This window comes from Streptomyces endocoffeicus, assembly GCF_016741935.1.
Taxonomy (GTDB): Bacteria; Actinomycetota; Actinomycetes; order Streptomycetales; family Streptomycetaceae; genus Streptomyces; species Streptomyces endocoffeicus.
Genome location: NZ_JAERRG010000050.1, coordinates 19,821 through 33,404, shown reverse-complemented (window position 1 = coordinate 33,404; position 13,584 = coordinate 19,821). Strand labels below are relative to the sequence as shown.

Below are 13,584 nucleotides of genomic sequence, written 5' to 3'. Positions count from 1 at the left end.
GCGGCACAGTCGATCACCTGGATCACAGCTGATCATTTGTGTAATGCGCAGGAAATCTAAGCCCGGGGCCCGGCGGCAGTCACTACCCGTCCGTATATCGGTATGAGAAAGATAGCCGGTCAGCCGTATCACGCCCGCGTATCACGCCCGGCCGGTGGCGCTCCTCGGTCGTTCGGGGCTTCTCAGTCGTTCGGCCGCTGGAGCCGCGCCACGAACTTGTAGCGGTCCCCGCGGTAGACCGATCGCACCCATTCCACCGGCTCCCCGGACGCGTCCCGCGAATGCCGCGAGAGCATCAGCATCGGCAGCCCCACGTCCGTGCCCAGCAGCCCCGCCTCGCGCGGCGTGGCCAGCGAGGTCTCGATGGTCTCCTCGGCCTCGGCCAGCCGGACGTCGTACACCTCGGCCAGTGCCGTGTAGAGCGAGGTGTACTTCACCAGGCTGCGGCGCAGCGCGGGGAAGCGCTTGGCCGACAGGTGGGTGGTCTCGATCGCCATCGGCTCACCGCTGGCCAGCCGGAGCCGCTCGATGCGCAGCACCCGCCCGCCGGCGGCGATGTCCAGCAGCCCGGAGAGCCGGTCGTCGGCGGTGACATAGCCGATGTCCAGCAGCTGGGAGGTGGGCTCCAGGCCCTGGGCCTTCATGTCCTCGGTGTACGAGGTGAGTTGCAGCGCCTGGGAGACCTTGGGCTTGGCCACGAACGTGCCCTTGCCCTGGATCCGCTCCAGGCGCCCCTCGACGACCAGCTCCTGGAGCGCCTGGCGCACGGTGGTGCGCGAGGTGTCGAACTCCGCGGCCAGGGTGCGCTCCGGTGGGACCGGGGTGCCCGGTGGCAGGGTCTCGGTCATCTCCAGCAAGTGGCGCTTGAGGCGGTAGTACTTCGGGACGCGCGCGGTGCGTGCCCCATTGGAGCCGTTGCCGTCGCTCTCGGCCGTCGTGGTGGCCGCCGCTGCCGCCGTTGCCCCCTCGGTGTCCATCGCGCGCCCTTCCGACTCCTGGTCCGCTGCCGTCACCGGCGTCCGTCTCCGTCACCGGTCTCCTGAAGAATCCAGCGCCTCACATCGTGGCACGGTCCCGGCTCCGGGCGGTCTGCCGGTCCGGATGTCGGGAAGTGTCGGTCCGGTAACGGAGCCTCCGGTGACTCTTATACACCCTTGACACCCCAAAAGGTCTAGGCCAAGCTGCGGGCACTGGTCTGGACCATTAAACCCCTGATCCGGCCTTCTGAGGAGAGTGCTCTGTGAAGCGTGGGCTCATAGCGGCGACGGGTGTCGCGGCAATGCTGGTATCCGTCGCGGCCTGTGGGTCCGACGGCGACGACGACAAGGCCGGAGCGGACGGATTCAAGGGGCAGACGCTCACCGTCTGGGCGATGGACGGCTCCACGCCGGACGGCTGGACGAAGGATGTCAAGGCCGCTTTCGAGAAGAAGACGGGCGCCAAGCTGAAGCTGGAGACCCAGCAGTGGAACGGCATTCAGCAGAAGGTGACCACGGCGCTCTCGGAGTCCGACCCGCCGGATGTGCTGGAGATCGGCAACACCCAGACCCCCGCCTACGCGCAGACCGGCGGGCTGGCCGAACTCGATGACCTGAAGAAGTCGATCGGCGCCGACTGGCCGAAGACGATGAACGAGTCCGCGGTCTACGACGGCAAGCAGTACGCGGCGCCGTGGTTCGTGGTCAACCGGGTCGTCCTCTACAACAAGAAGATCTGGGCCGAGGCGGGGATCAAGGACACCCCCAAGACCCGTACCGAGTTCTTCAAGGACCTCGACACCATCCAGAAGAAGACCGACGCCGAGCCCATCTATCTCCCGGGCCAGAACTGGTACTTCTTCGACGGGCTGACCATCGGCACCGGCGCCGACCTGGTCAAGAAGGACGGCGACAAGTGGGTCTCCAACCTCGCCGACCCCAAGGTCGGCAAGGCCATGGACATCTACAAGCAGTACCAGTCCTTCAGCAAGGCCCCCAAGGACAAGGACGAGGCCACCCCGCAGCAGGCCGAGGTCTTCGCCAAGGGCAAGACCGGCGCCTTCATCGGCATGGGCTGGGAGGCCGCTCTCGCGATCAAGGCCAACCCCAAGATCGAGAAGGACATCGGCTACTTCACCATCCCGGGTGAGACCGCGGGCAAGCCCGAGGGTGTCTTCCTCGGCGGCTCCAACCTCGCGATCGCCGCGGGCAGCGAGAAGCAGGAACTGGCCAAGGAGTTCCTGAAGATCGCGCTCAATGACACCCACGAGGGACAGCTCGCCAAGGAAGGCGGCGTCATCCCCAACAAGGAGTCGCTCCAGGCGCGGCTCAAGGGCAACGCCGCCGCGCAGGCGGCCGCCCCGGCCGCCGCGACCGGCGGCACCACCCCGCTGATCCCCGAATGGGCCGCGGTGGAGAACGCCCCGAACCCCGTCAAGACCTATATGACCGCCGTGCTCAGCGGTAAGTCGCCCGCCGAGGCGGCCAAGTCCGTCGAGGGCGAACTGAACAAGCGCCTCAGCCAGGAGCGTTGAGCCCGATGGCCGTAGCGACCGAACGCCAGGACCCCGGCCCGGCGGTGGCCGGGGTCCGCCGGGACGGGGCGCCGCCGGGCCCCCGCCGCCCGGCCCCGGGCGCCGCCGGGCGCGCACGGCTGACCGGCGCCGCCCCGTACCTCCTGCTGCTGCCCGCGCTGGCGGCGACCGCGCTGCTGCTGGGCTGGCCGCTGGTCAAGGACGGCCTGCTGTCGTTCCAGAACCTCAATATGCGGCAGCTGATCCAGCACCTCACCGAGTGGAACGGGGTCGACAACTACCGCGAGGCGCTGACCAGCGAGGACTTCTGGCGGGTCACCCTGCGGTCGGTGATCTTCACCGCCGTCAACGTGGTGCTGATCATGCTGCTCGGCACCCTGGTCGGACTGCTGCTGGCCCGCCTCGGCAGCAAGATGCGGCTGCTGCTCTCGGTCGGTCTTGTGCTGGCCTGGGCCATGCCGACCATCGCCGCCACCACCGTCTTCCAGTGGCTCTTCGCCACCCGCTTCGGGGTGGTCAACTGGGTCCTGGACGCGCTCGGCTGGCACTCCATGGCGCACTACAACTGGACCGGCGGCCAGTTCTCCACCTTCTTCGTCATCACCGTGCTGATCGTCTGGGGGTCGATCCCCTTCGTGGCGATCAACCTCTACGCCGCGACCACCACCATCCCCGGCGAGCTCTACGAGGCGGCCGCGCTCGACGGCGCCGGCGGCTGGAAGAGCTTCACCTCGGTGACCTTCCCCTTCCTCAAGCCGTTCCTGCTGGCCACGACGTTCCTCGAAGTCATCTGGGTCTTCAAGGCGTTCGCCCAGGTCTTCGCGATCAACGAAGGCGGCCCCGACCGGCTCACCGAGACCCTCCCCGTCTACGCCTTCGTCGAGGGCGTGGGCAACCAGCACTACGGCATGGGCGCCGCGATCTCGGTGCTGACCATCGTGGTCCTGCTGGCGCTGACCTCCTACTACCTCCGGATCGTGCTCAGGCAAGAGGAGGACGAGCTGTGAAGCGCTCGCCGCTCGCCCGGCTGTGGCCCAACGCGACCGCCGTCGTGCTCTTCATCGGCTTCGCGTTCCCCGTCTACTGGATGTTCACCACGGCCCTCAAGCCGACCTCGGACATCATCTCCGAGGACCCGGTGTGGTTCCCGACCGGAGCCACCCTCGAACACTTCCAGAAGGCCGTGGACGCGGAGAACTTCTGGACCCTGGTGGGCAACTCGCTCACCGTCACCCTCTCGGCGGTCGGCCTCTCCCTGCTGATCGCGCTGCTCGCGTCGTTCGCCCTCGCCCGGATGCGGTTCAAGGGGCGGCGCGGCTTCCTGCTGACCTTCATGATCGCGCAGATGGCGCCCTGGGAGGTCCTGGTCATCGCCATCTACATGCTGGTGCGCGACGGCGACATGCTGAACAGCCTGCTTCCGCTCACCCTGTTCTACATGGTCATGGTGCTGCCCTTCACCATCCTCACGCTCCGCGCCTACGTGGCCGCGATCCCCAAGGAGCTGGAGGAGTCGGCGATGGTCGACGGCTGCACCCGTCCGCAGGCGTTCATCCGGGTGATCTTCCCGCTGCTCGCCCCCGGCCTGATGGCCACCTCGCTCTTCGGCTTCATCACGGCCTGGAACGAATTCCCGCTCGTGCTCATCCTGAACAAGGATCCGGGCGCCCAGACGCTTCCGCTGTGGCTGTCCAGCTTCCAGACCGCCTTCGGCGACGACTGGGGTGCCACCATGGCGGCAGCGTCGCTGTTCGCCATCCCGATCCTGGTCCTGTTCCTGTTTCTGCAACGCAAGGCGGTCGGTGGGCTCACTTCCGGCGCTGTGAAGGGATGATCCCGGTTTATGACGACCCTCGCACACGACTCGGCCACCCTGACCCGTGACGCTCTGACCGTTCTCCAGCCCGGCTTCACCGGAACCACCGCCCCCGACTGGGTGCTGCGGCGGCTCGGTGAGGGGCTCGCCTCCGTCGGCCTGTTCGGCCGGAACATCGCCACCCCCGAGCAGCTGGCCGCCCTCACCGCCCAGCTGCGCGCCGAGCGTGCCGATGTCCTGGTGGCGATCGACGAGGAGGGCGGCGACGTCACCCGGCTGGAGGTGCGCACCGGCTCCTCCTTCCCCGGCAACCTGGCGCTCGGCGCCGTCGACGACCCGGAGCTGACCCGCGCCGTCGCCCGCGAGCTGGGCCGCCGCCTCGCCGAATGCGGCGTCAACCTCAACTGGGCGCCCTCGGCCGACGTCAACTCCAACCCCGACAACCCGGTCATCGGCGTGCGCTCCTTCGGCGCCGAACCGGGGCTCGTCGCACGGCACACCGCCGCGTACATCGAGGGCCTCCAGGGCGCCGGGGTGGCCGCCTGCACCAAGCACTTCCCGGGCCACGGCGACACCGCCGTCGACTCCCACCACGCGCTGCCGCGCATCGACGCCGGTCTGGACACCCTGACCGCCCGCGAGCTGGTGCCCTTCCGCGCCGCCGTCGCCGCCGGGACCAAGGCCGTGATGAGCGCGCACATCCTGCTGCCCGTGCTCGACCCCGACCTGCCCGCCACCCTCAGCCCCGCCGCGCTGCACGGTCTGCTGCGCCGGCCGGTGGCCGACGGCGGACTCGGCTTCGACGGGATGATCGTCACCGACGGCATGGAGATGCGGGCCATCGCCGACGCGTACGGCATCGAGCACGGCAGCGTCCTGGCGATCGCCGCGGGCGCCGACGCCATCTGCGTGGGCGGCGGACTCGCCGACGAGGACACCGTGCTGCGGCTGCGCGACGCGCTGGTCACCGCCGTCATCGAGGGGCGGCTGGCGGAGGAGCGGCTGGCCGAGGCCGCGGCGCGGGTGCGCGCCCTGGGGGAGTGGACCCGGCGCTCCGGAGGACCGCGCGCGGCGCACGGCATCGAGCCCGCCGCGGGGGTGGGGCTCGCCGCCGCGCGCCGGGCGCTCAGAATCACCCCGGCCGGGACCTCGTCCTCGTACGAGCCCGTCACCGGACCCGCCTACGTGGCCGCCTTCACCCCGGCGGCCAACATCGCCGTCGGCGACGAGACCCCCTGGGGCGTCGGCGCCGAACTGGCCCGGCTGCGCCCCGGCACCGGGGCCGCCACCTACGGGCGGCAGGACGCCGACGCCCTGGGCGTCCACGGCCTGATCGAAAATATGCTCGACACCGCGGGGGACCGTAGGATCGTCGCTGTGGTCCGCGATGTCCACCGCCACCCCTGGATGGCCGACGCGCTGGACGCCCTGCTCACCGCCCGGCCGGAGACGGTCGTCGTGGAGATGGGGGTGCCCCAGGCGCCGCCCGCCGGGGCGCTGCACATCGCGACCCACGGCGCCGCCCGGGTGTGTGGACGGGCGGCCGCGGAAGTGATCGTCGGCAACGGCGCCGGTGACCACCTCGGGGACTGACACTTCTCAGCCCCCTCGGCCCAGCCCGGCACATCAGCCACCTGGAGGCACCCAGCATGTCCGCCACGACGACGGCCCAGCGCAGCGACCAGCCGGGCCGGATCATGTCCGGCGAGATGGCCGAGCAGCCCGCCGTGCTGCGCCGCATCCTCGACCAGGGCGCCCCGAGGATCCGCGAGGTCGCGGAGCGGATCGCCGCCCGCAACCCGCGCTTCGTCCTCCTCACCGCCCGGGGCACCTCGGACAACGCGGCGCTGTACGCCAAGTACCTGCTCGAGGTACTGCTCGGCAAGCCGTGCGGGCTGACCTCCATGTCCACCACCACCGCGTACGGCGCCCAGCCGGACCTCACCGACGTCCTGGTGATCACCGTCAGCCAGTCCGGCGGTTCGCCGGACCTGGTGGCCTCCACCGAGGCCGCCCGCGCGGCCGGTGCGATCACCCTCGCGGTGACCAACAACGCCGACTCGCCGCTCGCGGCCGTCTCCGAATTCCACATCGACGTCCTGGCCGGGCCGGAGAAGGCGCTGCCCGCCACCAAGACCTACACCGCGGAACTGCTCGCCCTCTACCTCTTCGTGGAGGGGCTGCGCGGCGGCGACGGCGCGGCCGCCAAGGTGCTGCCCGACCTCGCCCAGCAGATCCTCGACCGCCAGGACGAGGTCCGGCAGCTCGCGGCGCGCTACCGCTTCGCCGAGCGGATGGTCCTCACCTCCCGGGGCTACGGCTACCCGACCGCCAAGGAAGCCGCCCTGAAGCTGATGGAGACCAGCTACATCCCGGCGCTCTCCTACTCCGGCGCCGATCTGCTGCACGGCCCGCTGGCCATGGTCGACAACATCTCGCCGGTGATCGCCATCGTCACCGAGGGCAAGGGCGGCCAGGCGCTGCAGCCGGTCCTGGAGCGGCTGCGCGGCCGGGGCGCGGACCTCGTGGTCATCGGCGGCGCGCCGGAGGTGGAGCGGGCCTCGGCGGGGTTCGCCCTGCCGACGGACGGCGTCGCCGAGGAGGTCCAGCCGATCCTGGAGATCCTGCCGCTGCAGATGCTGGCGTACGAGGTGACGATCGCGCGCGGCCAGGACCCGGACGCGCCGCGGGCGCTGGCGAAGGTGACGGAGACCCGCTGACACCCGCGGGCCGCGGCGCCAGGGCGGGACCCTCAACCCGCCCGGCACCGCAGCCCGGAGTTGCGTCGGCCGAGCGGCCGACCTGAGGACTCCCGGGCGGTCAGGGCAGAGCGCTCCGGGTTCCTCGATCCGCCCTCCTGTGCGGGGAGAACGGAAGATCGCAGTGCTCGATATTCTGGACTAGACCACTGCTGTCTGTCCATGCTTATGCGCGAATAGGCTAATCCACCGGTGAGGGTAGGCTCACAACGTGCCCTCCATGAACGACCTCGTACGCCAGCACACCGCACTCGACGATTCCGATCTCGAGTGGCTCCACCTGCTGGTCTCCGAGTGGCAACTGCTCTCCGACCTCTCGTTCGCCGATCTCGTGCTGTGGGTCCCCACCAGCGACGGCACCCGGTACGTCTCCGTGGCCCAGATGCGGCCGAACACCGGGCCCACCTCCTACCAGGACGACATGGTCGGCCATCTCGTCCCCCGCGGCCGCCGCCCCATGCTGGACGCCGCCCTGGACGAGGGCCGGATCGTCCGGGAGGGGGACCCCGAGTGGCGCGAGGAGGTGCCGGTCCGGGTGGAGTCCATCCCGGTCCGGCGGGAGAGCCGGGTCCTCGGCGTGATCGCGCGGAACACCAATCTGCTGACCGTACGGACCCCCAGCCGGCTGGAGCTCACCTACCTCCAGAGCGCGTCCGACCTCGCCCAGATGATCGCCGCGGGATCGTTTCCGTTCCCCAACCAGCAGGTCGACATGGACGCCTCACCGCGCGCGGGCGACGGGCTGATCCGGCTCGACGCGGACGGGGTGGTCCAGTACGCGAGCCCCAACGCGCTCTCCGCCTACCACCGGCTGGGCCTCGCCGCCGATCTCGTCGGCCACCACCTGGGCAAGACCACCGCCGAACTCGCCCCGGTGCGCGGCCCGGTGGACGAGGCGCTGGTCAAACTGGCCAGCGGCTGGGCGCCCCGGGAGTTCGAGGTCGAGGGCGGCGACGGGGTCATCCAGCTGCGGGCCATTCCGCTCAAGCCCAAGGGGCTGCACATCGGCTCGCTGGTGCTGCTGCGGGACGTCACGGAACTGCGCCGCCGCGAGCGCGAGTTGATCACCAAGGACGCCACCATCCGGGAGATCCACCACCGGGTGAAGAACAACCTCCAGACGGTGGCGGCCCTGTTGCGGCTCCAGGCCCGCCGCATGGACTCGGAGCAGGGGCGGGAGGCGCTCAACGAGGCGGTGCGCAGGGTCGGCTCGATCGCGATCGTCCACGAGACGCTCTCGCAGAACCTCGACGAGCAGGTCCAGTTCGACGACATAGCCGACCGGGTGCTGGCGATGGTGGCCGAGATATCGCCCGGCAAGGTGACCGGCCGCCGCACCGGGCGGTTCGGCATCCTGGACGCCGAAGTGGCCACCCCCCTGTCCATGGTCCTCACCGAGGTGTTGCAGAACGCGCTGGAGCACGGCTTCGGACCGGGGGAGCAGGGCACGGTCGAGGTCTCGGCGGTGCGCGAGGGCAGCGGTGACGAGAGCCGGCTGGTGGTGGTCGTCCAGGACGACGGGCGCGGGCTGCCGGAGGGGTTCGACCCCCAGCGGGCCGGAAACCTGGGGCTTCAGATCGTCCGCACCCTGGTGGAGGGCGAGCTGGGCGGGACGTTCGACATGGTGCCCGCCCCGGAGCGCGGCACCCGGGTGATGCTGGACTTCCCGGTGGGTGCGGAGAAGCACTGAGCGCGTTGCGAGTCCGAGAGCAATCTGTTACCGGATCCGAGAGCAACCTGTTACCGGAAAGCCCCTGTTACCGGGAAGCACCTGTTATCGGAAAGCACTGAGCCCCGGACCCATCTGGTCCGGGGCTCAAAGCTCATGATGCTGTGCGCATGGGGGTTACTACGCGCTGCGGCTCGGGGGCCACGGGGTGCCGGGCTTCAGGCGCTGGCGTTGCGTGCCCGGTTGCGAGCGGCACGGCGCTTCATGGCGCGGCGCTCGTCTTCGCTCATTCCACCCCAGACGCCGGAGTCCTGGCCGGACTCAAGCGCCCACTGCAGGCACTGCTCCATGACGGGGCAGCGGCGGCAGACGGCCTTGGCTTCCTCGATCTGCAGCAGCGCAGGACCGGTGTTGCCGATGGGGAAGAACAGCTCGGGGTCTTCCTCGCGGCAAACGGCGTTGTGACGCCAGTCCATGGCTGCTCCATCTCCTCGTATTGCGGGCTCGTTGCTTGTGAATGTGAACGCTTTCACGAATCCCCCCGCAAACGTAGGGCAGCCAAACCAGTTGGGGCTGGTGCGGTCCTGTGGAATGAGGAGGGGGTTCGGGCTCTCAAGGGGGCCTTTCAGAAGGCCGTCCCGATCGCCAAGAAGAGACTCGCAAACCTCGGCGACGGATACAACCCCTTCCGGAAAGTTTTTTTTGATTCCTTGGTGTCGGCTCGGTCACAGCCGTACTTCCGGTGGGTGGAGTCCAGGGTAAACGTTCGACTAGAAGGACTTTTTGCGGTCTCACTCACACAATCACACGCAGTGCACGGCGTACGCCTGTGAACGTCACGCTCGTACGCAGTCCCAGATGGTCACCGTCCATCTGGAACGGCAGTGGCGCCTGGGATTGCAAGGTGAAGTCCGTCAGATCGTGAAGCGCTACCACATGCTTGCCGCGAGGCCCGCGCTCGGGTGTCGACATCAGCAGCTGGGTCGCGTAGCGGGTCACCGCCGGCGCCGATAGCTTGGCGAGTCCCAGCACGTCGAGGGCGGTGTCGAAGGACGCCTGGGGCGCCGCGTAGACCGGGCGGTTGCCCAGAAAGGTCCACGGGGAGGTGTTGCAGACTATCGACAGCGCCAGCTCCTCGATCGGGTCCTCACCCGGCCGCCCGATGGTGATGGTGCCCTGCCGCCGGTGCGGCTCCCCCATGAACTGCCGCACCATCTGCCGTATGTAGAGCGCGTGGGTGGACCGCTTGCCGCGCTCGCGCTGCTGCTCGACCCGGCCGATGACGCTCGCGTCGAAGCCGAGCCCGGCGCAGAAGGTGAACCAGCGGGCCGGGACCGATTCGTCCCGGGTGCCCGGAGTGCCGCCCGCGAGCCCGAGGCCCACGGTGCGCTCGGTGCCGTCCCGCAACGCGTCCAGCAGGGCGCCGGTCGCCTCGACGGCGTCATTGGGCAGCCCGAGCGCGCGGGCGAAGACATTGGTGGAGCCGCCGGGCACGACCGCGAGCCGGGGCAACTCCTGCGGGGCGGGGCCATGGTGCAGCAGTCCGTTGACGACCTCGTTGACGGTGCCGTCGCCGCCGAACGCCACGACCAGTTCATGAGTGCCGCCGTCGACCGCCCGCCGGGCCAGGTCGCGGGCGTGCCCCCGGTACTCCGTGGTCGCCACGTCCAGCTTCAGATCGCTGGCGAGCGCGTGGAACAGAACATCCCGGGTGCGGGCACTGGTGGTGGTTGCTGCCGGGTTGACCACGAGGAGTGCGCGCATGCGCGCCAGCCTACCCATCCGGGACGACCGGCCCCAGGGGGGTAGGGTCCGGGCGCCTCGAGGACGGCTAGGCTGCGAGGGTGAGCAGTAAGAAGTCCGCTACCGCGAAGTCCGCTACCGCGAAAAGGGCGCAGAGGGCCACGGGGCAGAAAGCGACGGCACGGCCGGGCGTCGAGGGCGGGGCCGCCGCCAAGGCGGGCGCCGGTGCCGGTGCCGCCGGTGCTGGCACCGCGCCCACCGGGCCCCGCCCCGCCCGGCTGACCGCCGCCGCGGTGCTGGCCGCCGCGGAGGGCGTGGTGTTGCTGGGCTTCGGCGTCTACGTACTGATCATGGGGCTGACCGGGGATCCGGAGAGCCCCCAGCAGGCGGAGATGCTCGGGGTGACCGTACTGGCGCTGGCCCTGCTGCCGCTGCTGGCGGCCCGTGGGTTGTGGCTGCGGCGCCGCTGGAGCCGTGGCCCCGCGACGATCACTCAGCTGATGGCGCTGCCGGTGGCCTGGACGCTGGTGCAGAACGGCGGCGGGCTGCTCGCCGCTGGAGTGGCCACCGCGGTTGCGGCCCTCGCCGTGCTGGCGCTGCTGATCAATCCGACGGCGACCGAGGCTCTCGGTATCGGCCCTCGCGACGCGTAGCCGGTTTCCGCCTGCGGCGGGCTGTTCCCCTCCCCGCCCCTTCCCGAAACTGGGGCTCCGCCCCAGACCCCGCTCCTCAAACGCCGGAGGGGCTGGAAGGTCAAGCGCTGGAGGGGATGGAAGGCGGGGCTTCGCCCCGGACCTCGGGGTCCAGGGGCGGAGCCCTTGCCACGCGGCGGAGCCGCATATCGGTGCTGCGGGAAGGGGCGGGGAGGGGAAAGAAGCACGGGCACCCCACCGCGCGCTCGCTACTCCTCGACCAGCAGCTTGTCGCGCAACTGCGCGAGCGTGCGGGCCAGCAGCCGGGAGACATGCATCTGGGAGATGCCGACCTCCTGCGCGATCTGCGACTGCGTCATATTGCCGAAGAAGCGCAGCAGCAGGATCTTCTTCTCGCGCGGTGGCAGATCCTCCAGCAGGGGTTTGAGGGACTCGCGGTACTCGACGCCCTCGAGCGCCTCGTCCTCCGCGCCGAGGGTGTCGGCGACCGCCGGGGACTCGTCGTCCGTGTCCGGGACGTCCAGGGACAGGGTGCTGTAGGCATTGGCGGACTCCAGCCCCTCCAGCACCTCCTCCTCGGAGATGGACAGATGCTGGGCCAGCTCATGGACGGTCGGGGCGCGGCCATGGCGCTGGGAGAGCTCCGCGGTGGCCGTGGTCAGCGACAGCCGCAGCTCCTGAAGCCGGCGCGGCACCCGTACCGCCCAGCCCTTGTCGCGGAAGTGGCGCTTGATCTCGCCCACGACCGTGGGTGTCGCATAGGTGGAGAACTCCACACCGCGGTCCGGATCGAACCGGTCCACGGACTTGATCAGCCCGATGGTGGCGACCTGGGTGAGGTCGTCCAGCGGCTCACCGCGGTTGCGGAAGCGCCGGGCCAGGTGTTCCACCAGCGGCAGATGCATACGCACGAGGTTGTTGCGCAGCTCGGCCCGCTCGGCGGAGCCCTCCGGCAGCCCTCGCAGCTCGGCGAACATCGCCCGCGCGCCACTCCGGTCCTGCGGATCGTGCTGCTGATGCACCTGCTCGTGCTGATCCATGTGGTCCGCCCGCTCTGGTCGGTCTCCTGCCGCCTCCGAGTCCGCGGGATGCGGCCGGGCCGGCGGGTGCGGGATGGCCGGGGTACCTACTCCCCGCGATGATGCAGTGCTCACGGAGCCCCCTTGTTCCGTCACGGCTGTCCGGGGCCGGCGCCGCGCTCCTTGTACAGACTGATGCTGACCGTCCGGTCCTCGGCCACCGTCGAGTCCACCTTGCCCGCCAGTGCGGAGAGCACCGTCCAGGCGAAGGTGTCGCGCTCGGGGGCGCGACCGTCGGTGGTGGGAGCCGATACGGTCACCTGGAGTGCGTCGTCGATCAAGCGGAAGACGCAGCTCAGCACGGAGCCGGACACGGCTTGCTGCAGCAGGATCGCGCATGCCTCATCTACGGCGATACGCAGATCCTCGATTTCGTCGAGGGTGAAGTCCAAGCGGGCTGCGAGGCCGGCGGTGGCCGTCCGCAGCACCGACAGATAGGCACCCGCAGCGGGCAGCCGGACTTCCACGAAGTCCTGGGTCCCGGGCTCGCCTGCGATCTGGGACACCCTCACCTCCAAGGTGACACAAGCTGATTGAGCTGAGCTGATTGGAGCGTCGGCCCCGAACCCTTATGGTGGAGGGTGAATACGGGTCGGCGCTGTATGTACTTTGGCTGCGACGCTATCGCGATCTGCGGTTCGGTGTCGCCCGGACGAAGCACGGCCCCCATCACGGGTGAACCCCGGCCCACAAGGCCGCGATATCACTCATAGTAAGCACATGAGTACGCAGCGTGGCTAGAGGGTTTGCGGTCTCAATTCGAAAGAGATGTCGCCTCACTCAGGAAATCGCTGGTCACGGCGGTGCCCATGGCCTGAGCGGCCAGCGCTCGCAGTGGCTCTCCCGAGAGCCTGCGCACCGTCCATTCCTCCATCGCCTCCGCACCGATCGCGGCGTACAAGCCGATCGCGGGCTCGTTCCAGTCGAGCACCGACCATTCGAAACGGGCATATCCCCGCTCCACGCAGATCCGCGCCAGCTCGGCGAGCAGCGCCTTGCCATGGCCGCCCCCGCGGGCCCGCGGGGTGACGTACAGGTCCTCCAGATACACACCATGGGTGCCTGTCCAGGTGGAGAAGTTACGGAACCACAGCGCGAACCCCACCGGACCGGCGGGCTCTCCGGCGCCGCCGGCCTCCTCGGCGATCAGCGCGAACACCGCGGGATGCGCCCCGAAGAGCGCCTCGCGCAGCTGCTCCTCGGTGGCCTTCGCCTCCTGCGGAGCCCGCTCGTAGTCCGCCAGCTCGCGGATCATCGCATGGATCGCCGGAACGTCGGACGGCTTCGCTGATCGGATCATGTGGTGAAGGCTAGCGGGCCACACCGACAAACGCGGCAGTCGATCTACGACAT

Annotated in this window: 13 protein-coding genes; 7 read left to right on the top strand and 6 right to left on the bottom strand. The window is 69.7% G+C overall.

Annotated features, from left to right (window positions below; genetic code table 11):
- Positions 1 to 182 precede the first annotated feature (182 nt).
- Positions 183 to 977: a GntR family transcriptional regulator gene (locus JK364_RS50225; protein WP_044570136.1), complete on the bottom strand. Its 795-nt coding sequence runs from the start codon at positions 975 to 977 to the stop codon at positions 183 to 185.
- A gap of 263 nt (positions 978 to 1,240) precedes the next feature.
- On the opposite strand from JK364_RS50225, the gene JK364_RS50220 reads away from it, so the two are divergent.
- The 6 genes from JK364_RS50220 to JK364_RS50195 all read left to right on the top strand — a co-directional run bounded on the left by JK364_RS50220 (position 1,241) and on the right by JK364_RS50195 (position 8,777).
- On the top strand, positions 1,241 to 2,512 hold the full coding sequence (locus JK364_RS50220) for an extracellular solute-binding protein (protein WP_201858175.1): 1,272 nt from the start codon (positions 1,241 to 1,243) through the stop codon (positions 2,510 to 2,512).
- 5 nt (positions 2,513 to 2,517) lie between these two features.
- Complete coding sequence (locus JK364_RS50215; RefSeq protein WP_201858174.1) at positions 2,518 to 3,519, top strand: carbohydrate ABC transporter permease; 1,002 nt, start codon at positions 2,518 to 2,520, stop codon at positions 3,517 to 3,519.
- Complete coding sequence (locus tag JK364_RS50210; protein WP_201858173.1) at positions 3,516 to 4,346, top strand: carbohydrate ABC transporter permease; 831 nt, start codon at positions 3,516 to 3,518, stop codon at positions 4,344 to 4,346. Before JK364_RS50215 ends, JK364_RS50210 begins: the two co-directional genes overlap by 4 nt.
- Positions 4,347 to 4,355: 9 nt before the next feature.
- Positions 4,356 to 5,921, top strand: coding sequence for a glycoside hydrolase family 3 protein (locus JK364_RS50205; RefSeq protein ID WP_201858172.1), 1,566 nt, complete (start codon positions 4,356 to 4,358; stop codon positions 5,919 to 5,921).
- Between the two features lie 56 nt (positions 5,922 to 5,977).
- Positions 5,978 to 7,048: an SIS domain-containing protein gene (locus tag JK364_RS50200; protein WP_201858171.1), complete on the top strand. Its 1,071-nt coding sequence runs from the start codon at positions 5,978 to 5,980 to the stop codon at positions 7,046 to 7,048.
- 259 nt (positions 7,049 to 7,307) lie between these two features.
- The gene (locus tag JK364_RS50195; RefSeq protein ID WP_201858170.1) at positions 7,308 to 8,777 is read left to right on the top strand and encodes a sensor histidine kinase; all 1,470 of its coding nucleotides are present in this window, start codon (positions 7,308 to 7,310) and stop codon (positions 8,775 to 8,777) included.
- Positions 8,778 to 8,974: 197 nt separating this feature from the next.
- Here the strand turns inward: JK364_RS50195 and JK364_RS50190 are convergent, their stop codons facing one another.
- Both JK364_RS50190 and JK364_RS50185 read right to left on the bottom strand, forming a co-directional pair.
- Positions 8,975 to 9,232: a WhiB family transcriptional regulator gene (locus JK364_RS50190; RefSeq protein WP_014054815.1), complete on the bottom strand. Its 258-nt coding sequence runs from the start codon at positions 9,230 to 9,232 to the stop codon at positions 8,975 to 8,977.
- Positions 9,233 to 9,551: 319 nt separating this feature from the next.
- A complete protein-coding gene (locus JK364_RS50185; protein ID WP_086879181.1) occupies positions 9,552 to 10,520 on the bottom strand; it encodes a diacylglycerol/lipid kinase family protein in 969 nt (322 codons plus the stop codon).
- A gap of 80 nt (positions 10,521 to 10,600) precedes the next feature.
- On the opposite strand from JK364_RS50185, the gene JK364_RS50180 reads away from it, so the two are divergent.
- Positions 10,601 to 11,152 carry a hypothetical protein gene (locus tag JK364_RS50180; protein ID WP_201858169.1) on the top strand — a complete coding sequence of 184 codons (552 nt, stop codon included), beginning with the start codon at positions 10,601 to 10,603 and terminating at the stop codon, positions 11,150 to 11,152.
- A 248-nt stretch (positions 11,153 to 11,400) separates the two neighbouring features.
- Here the strand turns inward: JK364_RS50180 and JK364_RS50175 are convergent, their stop codons facing one another.
- The 3 genes from JK364_RS50175 to JK364_RS50165 form a co-directional block, all read right to left on the bottom strand.
- Positions 11,401 to 12,435 carry an RNA polymerase sigma factor SigF gene (locus tag JK364_RS50175; RefSeq protein WP_201858194.1) on the bottom strand — a complete coding sequence of 345 codons (1,035 nt, stop codon included), beginning with the start codon at positions 12,433 to 12,435 and terminating at the stop codon, positions 11,401 to 11,403.
- Positions 12,324 to 12,737 carry an ATP-binding protein gene (locus JK364_RS50170; RefSeq protein ID WP_014054819.1) on the bottom strand — a complete coding sequence of 138 codons (414 nt, stop codon included), beginning with the start codon at positions 12,735 to 12,737 and terminating at the stop codon, positions 12,324 to 12,326. The genes JK364_RS50175 and JK364_RS50170 overlap by 112 nt, the downstream gene beginning before the upstream one ends.
- 248 nt (positions 12,738 to 12,985) lie before the next feature.
- Positions 12,986 to 13,531, bottom strand: coding sequence for a GNAT family N-acetyltransferase (locus JK364_RS50165; RefSeq protein ID WP_201858168.1), 546 nt, complete (start codon positions 13,529 to 13,531; stop codon positions 12,986 to 12,988).
- Positions 13,532 to 13,584 lie beyond the last annotated feature (53 nt).